Source organism: Cupriavidus sp. 2KB_3, assembly GCF_052115685.1.
Classification (GTDB): domain Bacteria; phylum Pseudomonadota; class Gammaproteobacteria; order Burkholderiales; family Burkholderiaceae; genus Cupriavidus; species Cupriavidus campinensis.
In genome coordinates, this window is sequence record NZ_JBFRHD010000002.1 from 261,877 (window position 1) to 280,405 (window position 18,529).

The window sequence follows — 18,529 nt, forward strand, 5'->3', positions numbered from 1 at the left end:
TACTGTCTTGAAAATCAGCGGATCGAGGCCTGCGGGGGGTCGCCGTACTGGCGATAGGCCGCGGCCAGTTGCTCCTGCAGTTCCTCGTTGTTGCTGGCGGCCATGCCGAGGTCGCGCAGCAGGCCATCGGACACGCCGTAGACCCAGCCATGCACCGTCACGGCCTGGCCACGGTCCCAGGCGTCCTGGAGCACCGTGGTCTGGCAGACGTTGTTGACCTGCTCGATCACGTTCAGCTCGCACAGCCGCGTGTGGGCATCATCCTCGCGCAGCACCGTGCCAAGGTAGGCGGCGTGCTTGTCGGCCACGTCCTGCACGTGGCGCAGCCAGTTGTCGGCCAGGCCCACGCGCTCGCGCTTGAGCGCCACCTTGACGCCGCCGCAGCCGTAGTGGCCCACTACGGTGATGTGGCGCACCTTGAGCACGTCCACGGCGAACTGGAGCACGGACAGCGCGTTCAGGTCGCTGTGCGAGATCACATTGGCGATATTGCGATGGACGAACACCTCGCCCGGCGCCAGTCCGAGGATCTGGTTGGCCGGCACGCGCGAATCGGAACAGCCGATCCACAGGTACTCGGGCGCCTGCTGGTTGGCCAGGCGCGTGAAGAAGGTCGGGTCTTCCGCGTTGACGCGGTCCACCCAGTCGCGGTTGTTCTTGAACAGTTGCGCGATGGCGTCAGTCATGCCGCCCTCCTTGGAAGATCTGCGTGGTGGTCGTCGGCGCCGGGGCCGTAGCGGTGGATGAAGCGGTCTTTACTCTGATAGGCAAAAAAGTCATGGACGTGTCCGGCCATCAGCCGGTCCTTGTGGTGCTGCCACATGGCAGCATCGAAAAAATCCTCGTGATGCCGCAGGAAGGCGGCGCGCACGCGTGGGTCGCCGAGCAGGAACGTGCGGAACGTTTCCGGAAAGATGTCGTGCGGACGTACGGTGTACCACACCTCGCCCGACATTTCCTCTTCCTCGTTGCGCGGCTCGGGCACGCGGCGGATGTTGCAATCGGTCAGGTATTCGATCTCGTCATAGTCGTAGAACACCACGCGTCCGTGGCGCGTGACGCCGAAGTTCTTGTAGAGCATGTCCCCCGGGAAGATATTGGCGGCGATCAGTTCCTTGACCGCGTTGCCGTACTCGACGATGCCGTGCTCGACCTGCTCGTCGGTACCCTCCTGGAGCCAGAGGTTGAGCGGCGTCATGCGGCGCTCGATATAGACGTGCCGCACCACGATCTCCTGCCCGCCGTCGCGGCCGCGCTGGTACTCGATCATCGACGGCGCGTGGGCTTCCAGCTCCCGCACCAGCGATTCGTCGAAGCGCGACAGCGGGAAGGCCACGTCCGAATACTCCAGCGTATCGGCCATGCGCCCCACCCGGTCGTGCTGCTTCACAAGCTGATATTTCGATTCCACCAGCGCGCGCGTGGTTTCCTTCGGCGGGGCGAAGACATCACGGATGACCTTGAACACGTAGGGGAACGACGGCAGCGTGAACACCAGCATCACCAGCCCCCGGATGCCGGGCGCGACCACGAACTTGTCCGACGAATGCTGAAGATGGTGGAGGAAGTCGCGGTAGAACAGGTTCTTGCCCTGCTTCTGCAAACCCAGCGCGGTGTAGATTTCCCCGCGCGGCTTGCGCGGCAGGATGTCGCGCAGAAAGGTCACGTAGGCCGACGGAATCTCCATGTCGACCATGAAATAGGCGTGCGAGAACGAGAACAGGATCAGCAGCTGTTCCGGGCGCAGCAGCACGGTGTCCAGCACCAGCTGGCCGGTCGGGCCGTGGATGATCGGGATCGCCAGCGGGTAGGTCTGGTCGCCGTTCAGCACCCGGCCGACGATGACGGCGGCCTTGTTACGGAAGAACAGCGACGATAGCGCGTGTATCTGGAAGTTCGGCGCAATCCGCGCCTCGCCCAGGTGCTCGGTGAAGGCGCGCACCACGTAGCCGATGTCCCGCGCCAGATCCTCGAAGGGCCGCTCCAGCTGATAGTTGTGCACCATCCGCTCGAAACAGGCGGCCATCCCCTCGCGGCTGCCCGGGTAGTAGGCGCGGTAGGTGGGTCGCATCGGCGATTCCTCGTTCTCGATGTATTCGGTCGAGATGGCGGGTCGCACGAAGATGAAGTCGTTGTTGAAGTAGGAGCGGTGCAGGATCCGGGTGCAGACCGAGTTGAAGAAGGTCTCGGCCAGCTCGGGCTGGTGGTGCTTGGTCAGCAGGCCAATGTAGTGCAGCTTGACCTGCTGCCAGATGCCGTCCTCGATCCGCGCGGCGTCGTATTCGTCCTCCAGGACCACAGTGGTCTCGCGCACGCGCTCGTTGTAGAACGCGATGCGGTCGCGCTGGAGCTGCTGCAACCCGTGCCAATCCCCTGCCTCGAAGCGCAGCTTGGCCGCGTGGCTGACCTCGCGGAACAGCCGGTAGTGCTTGTCAAAGCCGTCCAGCATGGTCCGCGCCACATCGTAGGCAATCTGCGACGAGAGCAGCTTGGGAAAGTGCGACATGGTCGAGGGCGGCGGCTGCGGTAAGGGGTCAGGGAATTGTAAAGGGCGTTCACCAGGTCCGGTTGCACGATACAAAGATCACATTCGATCACATCGTCTCGGCAAACAGCTCCCGGCCGATCAGCATCCGGCGGATCTCCGACGTACCCGCGCCAATCTCGTACAGCTTGGCATCGCGCCACAGCCGGCCGGTGGGGTAGTCGTTGATGTAGCCGTTGCCGCCCAGGATCTGCACCGACTCCCCAGCCATCCACGTGGCCTTTTCCGCCGTGTAGAGAATCACCGCGGCGCAGTCCTTGCGGACCTGGCGCACATGCCCGCTGCCCAGCGAATCCAGGTTCTTGCCTACGGTATACAAATAGCTGCGCGCGGCCTGGAGCGTGGTGTACATGTCCGCCACCTTGCCCTGGATCAGCTGGAACTCGCCGATGCTCTGGCCGAACTGCTTGCGGTCGTGGATGTACGGCGTCACCACGTCCATGCACGCCTGCATGATGCCGACCGGGCCGCCGGACAGCACCGCGCGCTCGTAGTCGAGCCCGCTCATCAGCACCTTGGCGCCGCCGTTCTCGGCGCCGAGGATGTTCTCCACCGGCACTTCCACGTCCTCGAACACCAGTTCGCCCGTGTGGGAGCCGCGCATGCCCAGCTTGTCCAGCTTCTGCGCCACCGAGAAGCCCTTCATGCCTTTCTCGACGATGAAGGCGGTCATGCCGCGCGCGCCCAGGTCCGGCTCGGTCTTGGCGTAGACCACCAGCACGTCGCAATCCGGCCCGTTGGTGATCCACATCTTGGTGCCGTTCAGGACGTAGCGGTCGCCCTTGAAATCGGCGCGCAGCTTCATGCTGACCACGTCGGAGCCCGCGTTCGGCTCGCTCATCGCCAGCGCGCCGATCCAGTCGCCCGATACCAGCTTGGGCAGGTACGTCGCCTTCTGGGCGGCCGAGCCGTTGCGGTGGATCTGGTTCACACACAGGTTCGAGTGCGCGCCGTAGGACAGGCCGACCGACGCCGACGCGCGGCTGATCTCCTCCATCGCGATCATATGGGCGAGGTAGCCCATGTTCGCGCCGCCGTACTCCTCGGCCACGGTGATGCCCAGCACGCCGAGGTCGCCCATCTTCTTCCAGGCATCCATCGGGAACTGGTCCGACCGGTCGATCTCGGCCGCGCGCGGCGCCAGTTCGGCCTGCGCCCAGCTGCGCACGGACTCGCGCAGCATCTCGATGTCCTCGCCCAGATCGAATCTCAGGCCTGGCAGTTCGGTCATGTCGGTCTCCTGTCTGTTCGTGTCGGTGTTGTGGGGCGTATTTTATTGACGTTTACGTAAACGTCAATTCCATCCGAAGGCGGATGGCTAAAAGTGCGGCATCAGGCGGTTCTGGTCTTGGGGGCCTCGCCATGTGTCGCCAGCAGCGCCCGACAATGGCGCTCGTGCTGGTCGATCTCGGCAAGCTGGGCCTGGAGGTCTTCCATTTGGCGCTCCAGAACCTCCCGGTGTTGCGACAGCGCGCCCAGGAAGCGCTCCAACTGCGGCGCGGTATCGCGTGGCGACTCGTAGAGATCCAGAATTTCGCGGATTTCGTTGAGAGTAAGCCCTAACCTTTTGCCGCGCAGCGTGAGCTTGAGGCGGGTACGCTCGCGTCCGTTATAGACGCGCTTGCGGCCGCCCGGGCCCTCGCGGTCGGGCGAGAGCAGGCCCTGATCCTCGTAAAACCGGATCGCGCGCGGGGTGACGTCGAACTCGCGCGCGAGGTCGGTAATGGTGTAGGTGGCGGTGGATGGCTGTGCCGGCATGATGCGCCCAGGAAAGTGAACGGTCGTTCGTTGTGCGGTCAAGTTTTGGTCTAAGATGACGAGCAGGCCGCGACGATTGACGTTAACGTTAGCGTCAAGTGCCGCCGCTGACAATGACTGGACAACTTGACCCCAAAGAGCGCCCGGTGCCCCGCTGCACCCGAAGGCGCCGGATTCGACCGAGACACGCCCCATGAACGCACTCGAAAGCCAGCTCCAATACCCGTTTGACGAGACCATGCCGGCGCCCGGCACGCGCCAGGAAGTGGCGCCCGGCGTCTACTGGCTGCGCATGCCGCTGCCGTTCGCGCTCGACCACATCAACCTGTGGCTCCTGCGCGACCGCCTGGACGGGCGGGACGGCTGGACCATCGTCGACTGCGGCATCACCAACGACATCATCAAGGGGCATTGGGAGACCATCTTCGCCAAGGAGCTGGATGGCCTGCCCGTGCTGCGCGTGCTGGTGACCCATTGCCACCCGGACCACGTGGGCCTGGCGCACTGGCTCTGCAAGCACTGGGATGTGCGGCTCTGGATGAGCCTGGGCGACTACATGACCGCGCGCGTGATGTCCGGCGGCAGCGGCGTTGGCTCGAACGCCGGCGGCGACTTCGCGGCGAGCCACTTCGCCCGCCACGGCCTGACGGACCCGGACAACCTGGAAAAGCTGCGCGCCCGCAAGGCCTACTACCCGTCGATGGTGCCCGAGGTGCCGACGCAGTACCGCCGCCTGATGGACGGCGACACGGTGGCCATCGGCGCCGATCCGGCCACGGCGGGCTGGCGCGTGATCACCGGCTTCGGCCACGCCCCCGAGCACGTGGCGCTCTACAACGCCGCCACCAACGTGCTGATCTCGGGCGACATGGTGCTGCCGCGCATCTCGACCAACGTCAGCGTGTTCGACATGGAGCCGGAGGCCAATCCGCTCCAGCTCTACCTCGACTCATTGGACAAGTACGAAGACCTGCCCGCCGACGTGCTGATCCTGCCGTCGCACGGCCGCCCGTTCCGCAACCTGCACACTCGCATCCGCCAGTTGCAGGAGCACCATGTGGACCGCCTGGCCGAGACGCTGGCCGCCTGTGCCGAGAAGCCGTGCCATGCGCACGACATCGTTGGCGTGATCTTCCGGCGCCAGTTCGACATCCACCAGCTGACCTTCGCGATGGGCGAGGCGCTGGCGCACCTGCACGCGCTCTGGCATCGCGGCCAGCTCGTGCGCGAATGCGGCGACGACGGCATCGTCCGCTTCCGGGCGGCCTGACGCTCAAACGTCTCAGAATGACTCGGCGAGGGTCCTGAGGTAGCGCACGCCGGCCACGGCGCGGCTGCCGTACCAGGACAGCATCTCGCCATCCACCAGCATTACCGGCCTGCCGATCTGGCGCTCGAGCGCATCGGCATGGTCCTCGGTGAAGCGGTACGGCTCGGTCGAGAGCAGCACGGCGTCCAGCTCGCGCACCAGCGCGTCGCTCCAGCGGAAGGTGGGATAGCGCTCGCCAGGCGCGTTTGGCCGGCTGCAATCCCCATCGACGCAGGCCGCGAGGTCCGCGCCGTCATCGGGCCAGGTGGCCCAGTTCACCAGCGCGAGCATCCGGCTGATATAGGTGGCGCGCGACACCGTCATCCACGGGTCCTGCCAGATCGCGTACAGCACCTTGCGCGCCGGCCAACGCCGGGCGCGGATCGCATCGAGTTCGGCCTGGAGCGCCTGCGCCAGCCCCTCCGCCTGTTGCACTTTGTTGAAAATGCCGCCGAGCAGCCGGTACAGCGCAAAGTTGTCCTCGGGCGCGCACGGGTGGGTGACGATCACGTGCGGCACGAAGGTGCGGATCTCGTCCACGGTGTCGCGCCGGTTCTCGTCGATATTGACCACCACGTGGGTCGGCGCCAGCGCCCGCAGCTTGTCCAGCTTGACGTCCTTGGTCCCCCCAACCTTCTCCACCGCCCGCACCGCCGGCTCGGGATGGATGCAGAAGCCGGTACGGGCCACCATTCGGTCAGCCAGGCCGAGATCGAACAGCAACTCGGTCACGGACGGCACCAGCGAGGCGATGCGGACCTCGCCACTGGCCGGGCCGTGGGCCTGCCCGAGGGCGTCGGCCCACATCAGGCGTCTCCCCCGCCGGCGCGGTCTGCCTTGCGTGGCTTGCGCGGCGCGCGGGCGAACAGCTTGTCATAGAGCCACAGCGGCATCACGTGCAGGATCGACGCCACCACCCCCATCTGCCACGGAATCACCTTGTAGCGCGTGCCGGCGGCAATCCGGCGGATGGCCTTGCGCGCAAACACGTCGGCATCCATCAGGAACGGCATGCGGTACGGGTTGTGCGCCGTCATCGGCGTGCGGATATAGCCTGGGGCGATGGTCACCACGCGGATGCGGTGCCGCGCCTGCTCCAGCCGCAGGCTTTCCAGCAGCTTGACCACGGCGGACTTCGAGGCGCTGTAGGCCCCGCCGCCGGGTAGCCCCCGCACGCCGGCCACGCTGGCAATGCCGACCAGCGTGCCGCGCCAGCCGCCGGCGCCGGGCGCGCGCTCGCGCATCGGGTGCAGGAAGGGCTGGAAGGTGGTCAGGGTGCCGAACCAGTTGGTGTCCATGACCAGCCGGAAGTCGTCCAGATCCTCGCGCTCGCTGGCCACGGTGCCCACGGAGATCCCCGCGTTGGCAATCACCACGTCCGGGCAGCCAAAATGGACGAGAAAGTCCGTGGCGGCGGCATGCATGGCATCCGCATCCCGCACATCGGCCGCATAGATGCGTACCGCATTGGGGTTGGGCAGGGAGGCGGCGAAGTCGCGTAGGGCGGCCTCGCGCCGGCCCACCAGCCCAAGCACGGCGCCCTGCGCCGCGTAGGCGCGCGCCAACGCCTGGCCAATGCCGCTTGATGCGCCGGTAAGGAAGACTTTCAGGGGTCGCATCGGATCAATATAGTGAATGCGGAGGGATGGAACAGCCCGGACCATGCAAAACGGCCCGGCACGCGTCTCGCGCACCGGGCCGTCTGGGTCATGCCGCGTGGATCAGAGCTTCTTCGCGCGCACGCCCGTGACCAGGAAATCCATGGCCTGGATGGCAGCCGGCTTGGTCCCGGCGATGCTCGGCGAAGTCTCGTACTTGCCCTGCACCACCACGGTCGGCACACCCTCGATCTTGTACGAATCGGCGATCTTGTTGGCGCGCTGGGCGTTCGTGGTCACCGTGAACGAGTTGTAGGTATCGAGCCACTGCTTGCGGTCGATGCCATTCTTGGCCATGAAATCGGCGATCTCGTCGGTGCTCAGCATGCGCTTGCGGTCCTTGTGGATCGCCTCGAACACCTTGCCGTGCAGCGCGTCCAGCTTGCCCAGCGACTCCAGCGCATAGAAGATCTTGGTGTGCGGCAGCAGGTCCTCGCGGAAGGCCACCGGCACGCGCTTGAACACCACGTCCTTACCCTGCTTGCTGACCCAGGCTTCCAGCTCCGGCTCGAAGTCGTAGCAGTGCGGGCAGCCGTACCAGAAGAACTCCGTCACTTCGATCTTGCCCGCCGGCACCGACTGGGGCGACTTCAGCACCGTGTAGTCCTTGCCCTCGGTCGGTGCGGCCATGGCTGCGGGCGCAGTCATCAGCAGACCGCCCACGGCGGCGACGGTGGCGAGGAAAGCGGCGATTTTCTTCATCTTCGAAGGGCCTTCTGATAGGTCAGAGAGATCAGGGGGATGGCCCGCACGCGGCGGGCCGACCGGTAAGACAAGTGCGGCGGCGCCCGGTTCCTCCGCGGCGCCGCCCGCCATGTTACTGCTTTGTAAAGCGGATCACCGAAGCTTCGAAACCGTTCGATTGCAGGCGGTCGCGCGCCCGGTTCATGTCCTCGATACGGTTGAACGGCCCCAGACGAACGCGGTACATCTTTACCCCGTTGACATCGCGCTCGGTCACCTTGGCCTCGAAGCCCTGCATGGCCAGGTTGGCCTTCTGGCGGTCCGCGTCGTCCTGCGAGCGGAAGGCGCCCACCTGGAGCAGATACCCCACCTTGTTGGCGTCAGCCTGGGCGATCTCGGCGATCGGGTCGGCCACCGGCTTCTCGGCCGGGCGCGTGGCGGGCTTTTCGGCCGGACGCGAGGCGTCGGCCGGCTTGGCGGCGCCATTGGCGGCGGCGGGCTGGTCGGCCGGGCGTGTCGTCGCCACCGGCGGCTGGGCCGGGGTGGACGGCTGCGCATCGGGCTGCCCCACGGGCTTGGCCGGCGTCTTGCTCCACAGCGGCCGGTTCGGGTCGCTCGGGCCTTCGGCCTGCTGCTGCGGTTGCGTCGGCGCCGGCAGCGGCGTGGCCACGTTGCCGGGCTCGCTCGGCGGGCGCTGCTGGGCACTGCCGTTGGCGCCCTTCTGCTGGAACGGCGCGGGCGACTTGGTGATATACAGGGCCACCACCACGGCGATGGCCAGGCCGACGATCAGCCCGAGCACCAGGCCCAGGAACGTACCACCGCGCTGCATCCGGACATGGGTACGGGTTCGGCGCGCGGCGCGCTTGCGTTGCTGTTGCATGAAGTCCTCTTCGGTGTTGCCGGGGATTATAGGGCCTGTCCCGGCAGGCACGATTGAGACCACTCTGAAAAGTGGCCCAACCATCCGTCACAGGCGCGTGGCGGCTCAGTTTGGAGCGGCCTCGCGGTCCATCCGTTGCGGCGCCGAGACGCCGATCACCGCCAGGCCGTTCTTGAGCACCTGGCGCGTGGCGGCCAGCAGCGCCAGCCGGGCGCGCTTGACCGCCTCGTCGTCCACCAGCACGCGGTCGGCGTTGTAGAAGGCGTGGAAGTCGCCGGCCAGGTCGCGCAGGTAGAACGCCACCGCATGGGGCGCCAGCTCGCCGGCGGCGGCGGCCAGCATGTCCGGGAACTCGGCCAGGCGGCGGCCCAGCGCGATGGCCTGGGCACTCACGTCCGCGCCGGTCACGGCGGCCAGGTCGGCCCCGGCCAGTTCCGGCAGGCGGGCTTCCCAGCCGGCGCCGCCCCAGGCCTCGAAGATCGAGCAGATCCGGGCGTGGGCGTACTGGACGTAATACACCGGATTTTCGTCGTTCTGCTTCAGGGCGAGGTCCACGTCGAACACGAATTCGGTGTCCGCCTTGCGGGACAGCAGGAAAAACCGCACGGCGTCGCGGCCGCGCGTGAAGTGGGCCGGCCAGTCCGCCACGCCGGCATCCAGCAGGCCGCGGATAGTCTCGTCGCCGCCATTGCTCCACTCGATCAGGTCGCGCACGGTCACGTACGAGCCGGCGCGCTTGGAGATCTTCACCTCCTCGCCGTTCTTCATCACCGTGACCATCTTGTGGAGCACGTAGTCGGGGTAGCCCTTGGGAATGCCCATGTCCAGCCCTTGCAGGCCGGCGCGCACGCGGGCGATGGTGCCGTGGTGGTCGCTGCCCTGCACGTTGATGACCTTGGCAAAGCCGCGCTCCCACTTGGTGGTGTGGTACGCCACGTCCGGCACGAAGTACGTGTAGGTGCCGTCCGTCTTCTTCATGACGCGATCCTTGTCATCGCCGTCGTCGGTGGTGCGCAGCCACAGCGCGCCTTCGCTCTCGTAGGTCTTGCCCTTGCCCACCAGCGACTGCACGGCGCCTTCCACGCGGCCATCGCTGTACAGCGACGACTCCAGGTAGTAGCGGTCGAACTTCACGCCGAAGGCCTGGAGGTCGATGTCCTGCTCGTTGCGCAGGTAGGTCACCGCGAACTTGCGGATCGACTCGATATCCTCGATGTTGCCCGAGGCGGTCACCGGCTCGCCGTCGCTGGCGGCCACCGTCTTGCCGGCCAGGAAATCGGCGGCGATGTCGGCGATGTAGTCGCCGTTGTAGGCGGACTCGGGCCAGCCGGCCTCGCCCGGCTTCAGGCCGCGCGCGCGGGCCTGGACCGAGATGGCCAGCGTCTGGATCTGCACTCCGGCGTCGTTGTAATAGAACTCGCGGTGCACCGCCCAGCCGTTCCAGGCCAGCAGATTGGCCAGCGCGTCGCCCAGGGCGGCCTGGCGGCCGTGGCCGACGTGGAGCGGCCCGGTCGGGTTGGCGGAGACAAACTCCACCAGCACCTGGCCATGCTCGCCGGCCGGCCGGGCGCCGAATCGATCACCTTCGGCCAGCACGGCGCGCAGTACGTCGGCGCGGGCGGCAGGGGTCAGGCGCAGGTTGATGAAGCCGGGGCCGGCGATCTCGGCCTGGGCGACGATCGCCGTGGCGCGCGGGTCGGCCTGCACGGCAGCGACGATCTTCTGGGCCAGTTCGCGCGGATTGCTCTTGAGCGCCTTGGCCACCTGCATGGCGATATTGCACGCCAGATCGCCGTGGGCGGCCACCTTGGGGCGCTCGAAGGTGACGGCGGGCAGGGCGGCGTCGGCCGGGGCGAGCGCGCGCACGGCGTCAGTGAACGCGGCGGCAAGATTGGAGGTCTGAACAGGCAGCATGGATGTCTTTGCCCTGAAGGCGCTAAAGAGAGCGATGACCGGACCGGGGCGGTGCGGCAAGTGCGCCGCGCGTCGCGTGACCGGCAACGGAAATCGGGAAACGCGGAATTTTATCAGGTGCTATGCTGACATCATGCGACCGTGCCGCGCGGCTTGTGCGGAACTTCGTCACTCGTGAAAGGAAACATCATGCTGATCACCTTCAAATCCCACGCGGCGCAGGACCTGATCATGATGAAGGATCTTGCCATCACGCTGCTTGGCATCATCGGCAAGCATATGGGCGAGCGGGGGGTGATCATGTCCGAGGAACTGCCGCACGCCATCAAGAAACTCGAAGCGGCCGTCCAGGATGCGAAGAAGGTACACCCGGCCGATGCCTCCGTCCACGCCGACAGCCGCGACGAGGACGAGGAGGAACCCCTCCACCTGGGCCAGCGCGCCTACCCGTTCCTGGACATGCTGCGCGCGTCCGAGAAGGAAGGCGCCAACGTGATGTGGGGCGTCTGACCCCGGCAGGCAGCAGGAAAAACAGGCAAAAAAATGCCCGGCCACCATGGAGGTGCCGGGCGTCCCGGATCAGGGATATATCCGGAAAGGGGGTTTTGCTGCAGGGGTAAATCGGTGCCGGCCCGGGCGACCCGGGCCGTGAAACGCAGTTACACGTAGGCGATGACTCGCCCGCGGTTATTCGTCACTGCGGCGGCCCGCCAGCAGCAGCCCGATACAGGCGCCCACCAGCGCGGCAATCCCAACCGCCTTGAGCGGGCTTTCCGCCACGCGGGCACGGCCGTGGTCCACGGCTTCGTCCATATGTTCCCGGGCCCAGTGCATGCCATCGGTACCCCGGGCGCGAATCCGCTCTGCCATCTCGTTGGCGCGCATGCGCAGCCGGCGGCCGGCCGCCAGGCCTTCCTCCGAACCCTCGTGCGTGAGCACGTCGATGGTCTGCTGGAGTTGGGCGATCAGGGCCTTGACCTCGCCAGACACGGGCACGGCCGCGTCGCGCGCGGCGTCGCGGGTGTCACGGGCGGCGTGCTTCAACTGGCGCACGGCAGCGTCGGCGCTGTCATGCAAGTGATTGATTTCCTTCCTTACTTTGGGGTTCTGCGTGAGCATAGGGACTCCTCATTGCGGTTCGGGGTACTGAGCACCGCCCCCGCCGCCAATCCGGCGATGGGCACGTGCCGCGTGGGTGCCCCTTACCTTCTGCGGATCAGGCCCATCACAAAGGTGACAAGCGCCACGACCAGGAAGATGAAGAACAGGATCTTGGCAATTTCGACGGCACCGGCGGCAATGCCACCAAAGCCGAAGATCGCCGCGATCAGCGCGACAACGAAGAAAACGAGTGCGTAATGCAGCATGGCCAGTCTCCCGAGGTTAGCGGGCGCACCCCCGTAGTGCGGTGCGTCCGGCTTGCGCCACGGTGCGCAAGCTCATAGCCTCATCGTAGGGTCATGCCCCGGCCCCAGACACCGACACCCGACCGATTCCCGTGTCAGCCAAGTCCTACAATGCACACCGCGCGGCACCGGGTGCGCCGCCCGGGCGCCCTCTGTACGATTGACCCTGCCATGTCGATGTGATTCCATGGCCGCACGTGCGCCCGCGCGTCCGCCCAAACCGGTATTTCCTGGTATTCGTGATGGCCAAGCACTCCCTACTTCTCAGAAATACCCTGCTGCTCGCCGGCGGCATCGTGCTGACCCTGGCCGTCCTGATTGCCTCGGAGACGGGCAACCTGCGCCTGCGCGAGGGCTATACCGAAGCCATCCGCTCCCAGCAGCTGCAGAGTGACCTGGGCGCGCTGATGGGCGAACTCGTCAACGCCGAGGCGGGCCAGCGCGGTTTCCTGCTGACCGGCCAGGACAGCTATCTGGAGCCGTACTACAAGGCGCTGCCGCAGATCAACGCACTGATGGCCCGCATCCGCCAGCACTACGCCAACGACGCCGAGGGCCTGCGCCAGTTTGGCGAGGCGTCCCAGTTCGTCACCCGCAAGCTCAACGAGATGGCCCTGACGCTGGTCTACGGCAAACGCGACGTGGACGTGGCGATGGACCTGATCCGCACCGATTTCGGCCGCCAGACCATGGAAGCCGCCCGGCGCGGGCTGGAGCAGCTGCAGGCGCGCGAGTCCGGCACCGTGACGCACAACCTGGAGGCGGCCGAGCATGACCTGCAGCTCTCGCGCTACGGCATCGGCCTGTTGACGGCGATCAACATCCTGCTGCTGGTCACGGTCGGGCTCGGCCACTCGCGCCGGATGTCGATGGCCGAGGCGGCCCGCATCCAGCTGGAGGAGGAAAGCGCCCGGCTCGACCGCAAGGTGCGCGCGCGCACGCGGCAGCTGTCCGCGCTGGCGGCCCACTTGCAGCGCGTGACCGAGGACGAGAAGACCCGGCTGGCCCGGGAACTCCACGACGAACTGGGCGCCATCCTGACGGCCATCAAGCTCGACCTGCACTGGGTGCGCATGCGCGTGCAGGAGACCCACCCCGAGGCGCGCGACAAGCTGACCCGCGTGATGCTGCACGTGGACCAGGGCATCCAGATCAAGCGGCAACTGATCGAGGACCTGCGCCCGACCGTGCTGCTGAACCTGGGCCTGCGCGAGGCCATCATCCAGTCCGTGGAGGACGGCGGCGCGCGCAACCAGTGGGAAACCGATGTGGATCTGCCCGACTCCCTGCCGCCGCTGCGCGACAGCGCGGCCATCGCGCTATACCGGATCGTGCAGGAATCGCTGACCAATGCCAGCAAGTACGCCGAGGCGCGCCACGTCTCCGTGGCGCTGGCCTGCACCGACGACCATCTCACCCTGACCATCCGCGATGACGGCAAGGGTCTGCCGCCGGACTTCGACGCCGGCAGCACGGCCGGCCACCACGGCCTGCTGGGGATGGAGCAGCGCGTGCTGGCGCTGGGCGGGACGATGCAGATCGATTCCGCGCCCGGCCAGGGCGTGAGCGTGCGCATCGAGGTGCCGCTCACCACATCGGTGCTGGCGCCGCCGGAGGAAACGGAAAAGGCAGCCGAGCAGCTGTAGGCCGTCAGGCCGAGGTCGCATATTCCTCGATCACGCGGAACACCTGCTCCAGTTCCAGCGACTTGTCGAAGAAATAGTCGGCCCCGGCCTCCGCGCACTGGCGGCGGTACATCGAGACCTGCGCGTGATTGGTGTAGACGATGCGGATGCCGGAGAGCCCGGCGCGCTGCATCTCGCGCAGCACATTGATGCCGTTGCCCTGCTTGAGTTGCAGGTCGACGATCACCACGTCATAGTGCCCGCCCCCGGCCAGCCGGATGGCCATGGCCTCGGTATCGGCCCAATCCACGGATTCGACGAACGGGAAGGCCGTCAGGTATTCCAGCAGCATGCCTCGCAGGACCGCGGAATCCTCGATCAGGAGGACACGCAGCGATCGGTTCGAGGAGGCCGTGGCTTGCTCCGGCATGGCGAGATAGGGGGCGGCGAAAAGGTCTGTTTGCTAACGGATACGACGGGACGCTACTCCACCAGGCCGTTCTTGATGGCGTAGTACGTCAGGTCGGCGTTGGTCTTCATGCCCATTTTTTCCAAAATGCGCGAGCGATAGGTGCTCACGGTCTTCACGCTCAGGAACAGCTCGTCGGCGATGACCGAGACCGACTGCCCGCGCGACAGCTTGCAGAAGATCTGGAACTCGCGCTCGGAAAGGGTCTGGTGCACCGGCTGCTCGGTCGGCTTGTCCAGCCCGCCGATCAGCAGGTCTGCCACGGTCGGGCTGACGTAGCGGCGGCCCTGGGCCACCGTGCGGATGGCCTTGACCAGGTCGTCCGGCGCGGACTCCTTAGTCAGGTAGCCGGACGCCCCGGCACGGATCAGGTTGATCGCGTACTGGTCTTCCGGATAGGTGGACAGAATCAGCACCGGCAGGTTAGGCAGGCGCTGCCGGATGAGTTTGAGTACGTCGATGCCGTTCCGGTCCGGCATGGAAATATCGAGTACGAGGACATCGAACTCGCTGTCGCGCAACTGCGCCATCACTTCGTCGCCGCTGGCGGCTTCGCCCGTCACCTTGATGTCGGGTTCCTCTGAAATGAACTGGCGCAGACCGGCGCGAACGATCTCATGATCGTCGGCGATCAAGACGCGGATCATCGGTGTCTCCACGGTGAGGGGGCAGCGCGGCTGCCGAAGCACGGCCCGCGCCGGTTTCTGCATTGTAGTGCCGGCGCCGCAGCAAATATGTCAGTGTCAGGCTGACACCGATGCCCACGGCACGGGGCCTGCTGCGCTGCGCCAAATCGGGCACCCGGCACGCCCTCAGCACGCCAGAACGCCAGAACGGGCGCCGAAGCGCCCGTTCTGGTGATGCATCCCGCGTCCTGCGCCCCGCCTGGGTTGAGGCGGCCTGGAGGGTACCGCCCCGGTCCCGGCCGGGTGCCAGACGACGCTTCGACTACTGGATCTTGGTACCGGCGTCCGCCCCCGCCCCGGCATTGGCGCCGAGCGGCGTCACGCCGTCCTTCGACTCGCCCTTCTTGCTCTTGGCCTTGGCGTGGCTGCCCTGCTTGCTCTTCGAGTGGGTCTCGGCCTTGGTGCCGGCTGAGGTGTCTGCCTTCGCACCGGCCTTGGCACCGATGTCGGCCTTGCTGTCGGCGGCCGTCGGCGCGGTGGTCGTGGCGGCGCCACCTTGCGTGCTCAGGCCGCCCGATGCGTTGGCGCCCGCGCTCACACCCGGCGCGTTCACCGAGGCGCCCAGTCCGTTTTGCGCACCGGCGGTGACGCCGGTACCTTGGGCCATCGCCACGGAGGAAGCGGCAGCAATCGACAGGGCGGACAGGGAGATCAGCAGCTTGTTCATGGAAGAGACTCCTATTCTGGAATGCCCCGCGACGAAACATTCGTCGCGGCATGCACGCGGTGTCACGTGAACTGAGGCTCAGTCTAAGGAGTCTTTCCGGCGCGGTCTGTGAGGACTTGTAATGCCCTGTAAGCAGTGGTGAGGCCCGTTACAGGTTCGGCGCCAGGGCGCGTTCCAGCGTGGCACGGTCTTCGCCACGGCGCGCCACCATGTCGTCGAGCTGGTCCTGGCCGATCTTGCCGACGCTGAAGTACGTGGCGTCCGGATGCGCGAGATAGAAGCCGCTCACCGAGGCGGCCGGCGTCATCGCCAGCGACTCGGTGATGCCCATGCCGATCTCGCCGGCGTCGAGGAATTCGAACATCGGGCCCTTGACCGTGTGCTCCGGGCAGGCCGGATAGCCGGGCGCCGGGCGGATGCCGCGATACGACTCGGCGATCAGCTCGTCGTTGCTCAGCGTCTCGCCGGCGTTGTAGCCCCACAGGTCCGTCCGTACGCGGGCATGCAGGCATTCGGCGAAGGCTTCGGCCAGACGGTCGGCCAGCGCCTTGAGCATGATCGCGCTGTAGTCGTCGTGGTCGGCCTCGAACTGGGCTTCCTTCTTGTCCACGCCAATGCCGGCCGTGACCGCGAACAGGCCGATGTAATCGGCCACGCCGCTGTCCTTCGGGGCGATGAAATCCGCCAGGCTGCGGTTGGGGCGGCGCACGCCGTCCACCACCGGGCGCTCGCTCTGCTGGCGCAGGTTGTGCCAGGTCAGCGCCACCTTGCTGCGGGTCTCGTCGGTATAGATCTCGATGTCGTCGTCGTTGACCGTGTTGGCCGGCAGCAGCGCCATCACGCCGTTGGCGGTCAGCCAGCGGCCCTGGATCAGCCGGGCCAGCATGCTCTTGCCGTCCGAGAACACGCGGCGGGCGGACTCGCCCACGATCTCGTCGTTGAGGATGTCCGGGAATTTGCCGGCCAGGTCCCAGGTCTGGAAGAACGGGCCCCAGTCAATGTAGTTGGCCAGTTCGGCGAGGTCGTAGTTGCGGAACACGCGGCGGCCGATGAATTTCGGCTTCGGCGCCACGTAGCCGCTCCAGTCCACCGGCGTCTTGTTGGCGCGTGCCTGGGCCAGCGTCACCATCGGCGTGGCCTTCTTGCTGGCGTGCTGGGTGCGGATGCGGTCGTAGTCGACGCGCAGTTCGTCCAGGTACTTCTTGGCGCCTTCGTCCGAGAGCAGGCTGGAGGCCACGCTGACCGAGCGCGAGGCATCGGGCACGTAGACCACCGGGCCCTCGTAGTGCGGGGCGATCTTGACCGCCGTGTGCACGCGCGAGGTAGTGGCGCCGCCAATCAGCAGCGGAATCTTCTTCACGCGGAAGTAGTCGTCACGCTGCATCTCGGAGGCCACGTAGGCCATTTCCTCGAGCGACGGGGTGATCAGGCCGGACAGGCCCACGATGTCCGCGCCCTCGACCTTGGCCCGCGCCAGGATCTCGTTGCAGGGCACCATCACGCCCATGTTCACGACTTCGAAGTTGTTGCACTGAAGCACCACCGACACGATGTTCTTGCCGATGTCGTGCACATCGCCCTTCACCGTGGCGATGACGATCTTGCCGCGCGCGCGCACGTCGCCGCCGGCCTCGGCCAGCAGGCGCTTCTCTTCCTCGATGAACGGCAGCAGGTGCGCCACGGCCTGTTTCATCACCCGCGCGCTCTTGACCACCTGCGGCAGGAACATCTTGCCGGCGCCGAACAGGTCGCCGACCACGTTCATGCCGTCCATCAGCGGCCCTTCGATCACCTCGATGGGACGGCCGCCGCGCGCGAAGATCTCCTGGCGCGCTTCCTCGGTATCCTCGACGATGAACGTGGTGATGCCGTGCACCAGCGCGTGGGCGAGGCGTGCGGCCACCGTCACCGGCTGCTCGGGCGTGCCGCGCCAGGCCAGGTTCTCTTCCCGCTTGGCGCCGCCGCCCTTGAAGCGGTCGGCAATCTCCAGCAGGCGGTCCGTGGAATCGTCGCGGCGGTTCAGCACCACGTCTTCCACGCGCTCGCGCAGTTCCGGGTCGAGCTGGTCGTACACGCCCAGCTGGCCGGCGTTGACGATGCCCATGTCCATGCCCGCCGCGATGGCGTGGTACAGGAACACGGTGTGGATGGCCTCGCGCACCACATCGTTGCCGCGGAACGAGAACGACACGTTCGAGACACCGCCGCTCACCTTCGCGTACGGCAGGTTCTGCTTGATCCAGCGCGTGGCCTCGATGAAGTCCACCGCGTAGTTGTTGTGCTCCTCGATGCCCGTGGCTACCGCGAAGATGTTCGGGTCGAAGATGATGTCCTCGGGCGGGAAGCCCAGCTCGTTCACCAGCAGGTCGTAGCTGCGCTTGCAGATCTCGGTCTTGCGCGCGAAGGTGTCGGCCTGGCCCTTCTCGTCGAACGCCATCACCACGGTGGCAGCGCCGTAGCGGCGGATCAGCGCGGCCTGGTGGCGGAACTGCTCCTCGCCCTCCTTGAGCGAGATCGAGTTCACCACCGGCTTGCCCTGCACGCATTGCAGCCCGGCCTCGATCACCTCCCACTTGGACGAGTCGATCATGATCGGCACCCGCGCGATGTCCGGCTCGGAGGCAATCAGGTTCATGAAGCGCACCATCGCCGCCTTCGAATCCAGCATGGCCTCGTCCATGTTGATGTCGATGATCTGCGCGCCGTTCTCCACCTGCTGGCGGGCCACGGCCAGCGCCTCGTCGAACTGGCCGTTCAGGATCATGCGCGCGAACGCCTTGGAGCCGGTGACGTTGGTACGCTCGCCCACGTTGACGAACAGCGTGTCGTCGTCGATGGTGAACGGCTCCAGGCCGGAGAGGCGCATCGGACGCGGGGGCAGGTTTTGCTGGCTCATGGGAAGGCTATGTCTCGCTATGTCTGGTG

At 66.5% G+C, this 18,529-nt stretch carries 18 protein-coding genes; 3 read left to right on the forward strand and 15 right to left on the reverse strand.

The genetic code is table 11. The features are described from left to right. Positions 1-14: 14 nt before the first annotated feature. From can to AB4120_RS03030, 4 genes are all read right to left on the reverse strand, one after another. Positions 15-686 (reverse strand): carbonate dehydratase, encoded by a 672-nt coding sequence (gene can / locus AB4120_RS03015; protein ID WP_149136931.1) that lies wholly within the window; start codon positions 684-686, stop codon positions 15-17. After that, complete coding sequence (gene aceK, locus AB4120_RS03020; protein WP_441641831.1) at positions 683-2,506, reverse strand: bifunctional isocitrate dehydrogenase kinase/phosphatase; 1,824 nt, start codon at positions 2,504-2,506, stop codon at positions 683-685. Before aceK ends, can begins: the two co-directional genes overlap by 4 nt. A gap of 88 nt (positions 2,507-2,594) precedes the next feature. Further along, a complete protein-coding gene (locus AB4120_RS03025; protein ID WP_149136932.1) occupies positions 2,595-3,776 on the reverse strand; it encodes an isovaleryl-CoA dehydrogenase in 1,182 nt (393 codons plus the stop codon). A gap of 101 nt (positions 3,777-3,877) precedes the next feature. After that, positions 3,878-4,303, reverse strand: a complete 426-nt coding sequence (locus AB4120_RS03030; protein WP_149137609.1) for a MerR family transcriptional regulator — start codon at positions 4,301-4,303, stop codon at positions 3,878-3,880. 193 nt (positions 4,304-4,496) lie between these two features. Here AB4120_RS03030 and AB4120_RS03035 point away from each other — a divergent pair, with 193 nt between their 5' ends. Beyond that, a complete protein-coding gene (locus tag AB4120_RS03035; RefSeq protein ID WP_149136933.1) occupies positions 4,497-5,573 on the forward strand; it encodes an MBL fold metallo-hydrolase in 1,077 nt (358 codons plus the stop codon). A gap of 12 nt (positions 5,574-5,585) precedes the next feature. Here AB4120_RS03035 and AB4120_RS03040 read toward each other — a convergent pair whose 3' ends face one another. The 5 genes from AB4120_RS03040 to argS all read right to left on the reverse strand — a co-directional run bounded on the left by AB4120_RS03040 (position 5,586) and on the right by argS (position 10,751). Further along, positions 5,586-6,419, reverse strand: coding sequence for a helical backbone metal receptor (locus AB4120_RS03040; protein ID WP_441641832.1), 834 nt, complete (start codon positions 6,417-6,419; stop codon positions 5,586-5,588). Then, positions 6,419-7,231 carry an SDR family oxidoreductase gene (locus AB4120_RS03045; protein WP_441641833.1) on the reverse strand — a complete coding sequence of 271 codons (813 nt, stop codon included), beginning with the start codon at positions 7,229-7,231 and terminating at the stop codon, positions 6,419-6,421. The genes AB4120_RS03040 and AB4120_RS03045 overlap by 1 nt, the downstream gene beginning before the upstream one ends. A 102-nt stretch (positions 7,232-7,333) precedes the next feature. Next, positions 7,334-7,972, reverse strand: a complete 639-nt coding sequence (locus tag AB4120_RS03050; protein ID WP_441641834.1) for a thiol:disulfide interchange protein DsbA/DsbL — start codon at positions 7,970-7,972, stop codon at positions 7,334-7,336. Positions 7,973-8,087: 115 nt separating this feature from the next. Continuing rightward, positions 8,088-8,837 carry an SPOR domain-containing protein gene (locus AB4120_RS03055; protein WP_441641835.1) on the reverse strand — a complete coding sequence of 250 codons (750 nt, stop codon included), beginning with the start codon at positions 8,835-8,837 and terminating at the stop codon, positions 8,088-8,090. 105 nt (positions 8,838-8,942) lie between these two features. Then, positions 8,943-10,751: an arginine--tRNA ligase gene (gene argS / locus AB4120_RS03060; protein WP_144199277.1), complete on the reverse strand. Its 1,809-nt coding sequence runs from the start codon at positions 10,749-10,751 to the stop codon at positions 8,943-8,945. A gap of 189 nt (positions 10,752-10,940) precedes the next feature. Between argS and AB4120_RS03065 the strand changes: the two genes are divergently transcribed. After that, positions 10,941-11,261 (forward strand): DUF1840 domain-containing protein, encoded by a 321-nt coding sequence (locus tag AB4120_RS03065; protein ID WP_149136935.1) that lies wholly within the window; start codon positions 10,941-10,943, stop codon positions 11,259-11,261. Positions 11,262-11,438: 177 nt separating this feature from the next. On the opposite strand, the gene AB4120_RS03070 is transcribed toward AB4120_RS03065, so the two are convergent. Further along, positions 11,439-11,870 (reverse strand): DUF883 family protein, encoded by a 432-nt coding sequence (locus AB4120_RS03070; RefSeq protein ID WP_149136936.1) that lies wholly within the window; start codon positions 11,868-11,870, stop codon positions 11,439-11,441. A gap of 83 nt (positions 11,871-11,953) precedes the next feature. After that, the gene (locus AB4120_RS03075; protein ID WP_092291307.1) at positions 11,954-12,118 is read right to left on the reverse strand and encodes a DUF1328 domain-containing protein; all 165 of its coding nucleotides are present in this window, start codon (positions 12,116-12,118) and stop codon (positions 11,954-11,956) included. 281 nt (positions 12,119-12,399) lie between these two features. Between AB4120_RS03075 and AB4120_RS03080 the strand changes: the two genes are divergently transcribed. Beyond that, on the forward strand, positions 12,400-13,803 hold the full coding sequence (locus AB4120_RS03080; RefSeq protein WP_144202518.1) for a CHASE3 domain-containing protein: 1,404 nt from the start codon (positions 12,400-12,402) through the stop codon (positions 13,801-13,803). A 4-nt stretch (positions 13,804-13,807) separates the two neighbouring features. Here AB4120_RS03080 and AB4120_RS03085 read toward each other — a convergent pair whose 3' ends face one another. The 4 genes from AB4120_RS03085 to metH all read right to left on the reverse strand — a co-directional run bounded on the left by AB4120_RS03085 (position 13,808) and on the right by metH (position 18,500). Then, complete coding sequence (locus tag AB4120_RS03085; RefSeq protein WP_149136937.1) at positions 13,808-14,212, reverse strand: response regulator; 405 nt, start codon at positions 14,210-14,212, stop codon at positions 13,808-13,810. Between the two features lie 53 nt (positions 14,213-14,265). Beyond that, the gene (locus AB4120_RS03090; protein WP_061956399.1) at positions 14,266-14,898 is read right to left on the reverse strand and encodes a response regulator; all 633 of its coding nucleotides are present in this window, start codon (positions 14,896-14,898) and stop codon (positions 14,266-14,268) included. A 301-nt stretch (positions 14,899-15,199) separates the two neighbouring features. Then, positions 15,200-15,604, reverse strand: a complete 405-nt coding sequence (locus AB4120_RS03095) for a hypothetical protein (protein ID WP_149136938.1) — start codon at positions 15,602-15,604, stop codon at positions 15,200-15,202. 148 nt (positions 15,605-15,752) lie between these two features. Then, positions 15,753-18,500: a methionine synthase gene (gene metH, locus AB4120_RS03100; protein WP_149136939.1), complete on the reverse strand. Its 2,748-nt coding sequence runs from the start codon at positions 18,498-18,500 to the stop codon at positions 15,753-15,755. Positions 18,501-18,529: the final 29 nt, after the last annotated feature.

Coding starts and splice junctions, on each gene's coding strand:
- can (WP_149136931.1), bottom strand. CDS start 686: ATGACTGACGCCATCGCGCAACTGTTCAAGAACAACCGCGACTGGGTG.
- aceK (WP_441641831.1), bottom strand. CDS start 2,506: ATGTCGCACTTTCCCAAGCTGCTCTCGTCGCAGATTGCCTACGATGTG.
- AB4120_RS03025 (WP_149136932.1), bottom strand. CDS start 3,776: ATGACCGAACTGCCAGGCCTGAGATTCGATCTGGGCGAGGACATCGAG.
- AB4120_RS03030 (WP_149137609.1), bottom strand. CDS start 4,303: ATGCCGGCACAGCCATCCACCGCCACCTACACCATTACCGACCTCGCG.
- AB4120_RS03035 (WP_149136933.1), top strand. CDS start 4,497: ATGAACGCACTCGAAAGCCAGCTCCAATACCCGTTTGACGAGACCATG.
- AB4120_RS03040 (WP_441641832.1), bottom strand. CDS start 6,419: ATGTGGGCCGACGCCCTCGGGCAGGCCCACGGCCCGGCCAGTGGCGAG.
- AB4120_RS03045 (WP_441641833.1), bottom strand. CDS start 7,231: ATGCGACCCCTGAAAGTCTTCCTTACCGGCGCATCAAGCGGCATTGGC.
- AB4120_RS03050 (WP_441641834.1), bottom strand. CDS start 7,972: ATGAAGAAAATCGCCGCTTTCCTCGCCACCGTCGCCGCCGTGGGCGGT.
- AB4120_RS03055 (WP_441641835.1), bottom strand. CDS start 8,837: ATGCAACAGCAACGCAAGCGCGCCGCGCGCCGAACCCGTACCCATGTC.
- argS (WP_144199277.1), bottom strand. CDS start 10,751: ATGCTGCCTGTTCAGACCTCCAATCTTGCCGCCGCGTTCACTGACGCC.
- AB4120_RS03065 (WP_149136935.1), top strand. CDS start 10,941: ATGCTGATCACCTTCAAATCCCACGCGGCGCAGGACCTGATCATGATG.
- AB4120_RS03070 (WP_149136936.1), bottom strand. CDS start 11,870: ATGCTCACGCAGAACCCCAAAGTAAGGAAGGAAATCAATCACTTGCAT.
- AB4120_RS03075 (WP_092291307.1), bottom strand. CDS start 12,118: ATGCTGCATTACGCACTCGTTTTCTTCGTTGTCGCGCTGATCGCGGCG.
- AB4120_RS03080 (WP_144202518.1), top strand. CDS start 12,400: ATGGCCAAGCACTCCCTACTTCTCAGAAATACCCTGCTGCTCGCCGGC.
- AB4120_RS03085 (WP_149136937.1), bottom strand. CDS start 14,212: ATGCCGGAGCAAGCCACGGCCTCCTCGAACCGATCGCTGCGTGTCCTC.
- AB4120_RS03090 (WP_061956399.1), bottom strand. CDS start 14,898: ATGATCCGCGTCTTGATCGCCGACGATCATGAGATCGTTCGCGCCGGT.
- AB4120_RS03095 (WP_149136938.1), bottom strand. CDS start 15,604: ATGAACAAGCTGCTGATCTCCCTGTCCGCCCTGTCGATTGCTGCCGCT.
- metH (WP_149136939.1), bottom strand. CDS start 18,500: ATGAGCCAGCAAAACCTGCCCCCGCGTCCGATGCGCCTCTCCGGCCTG.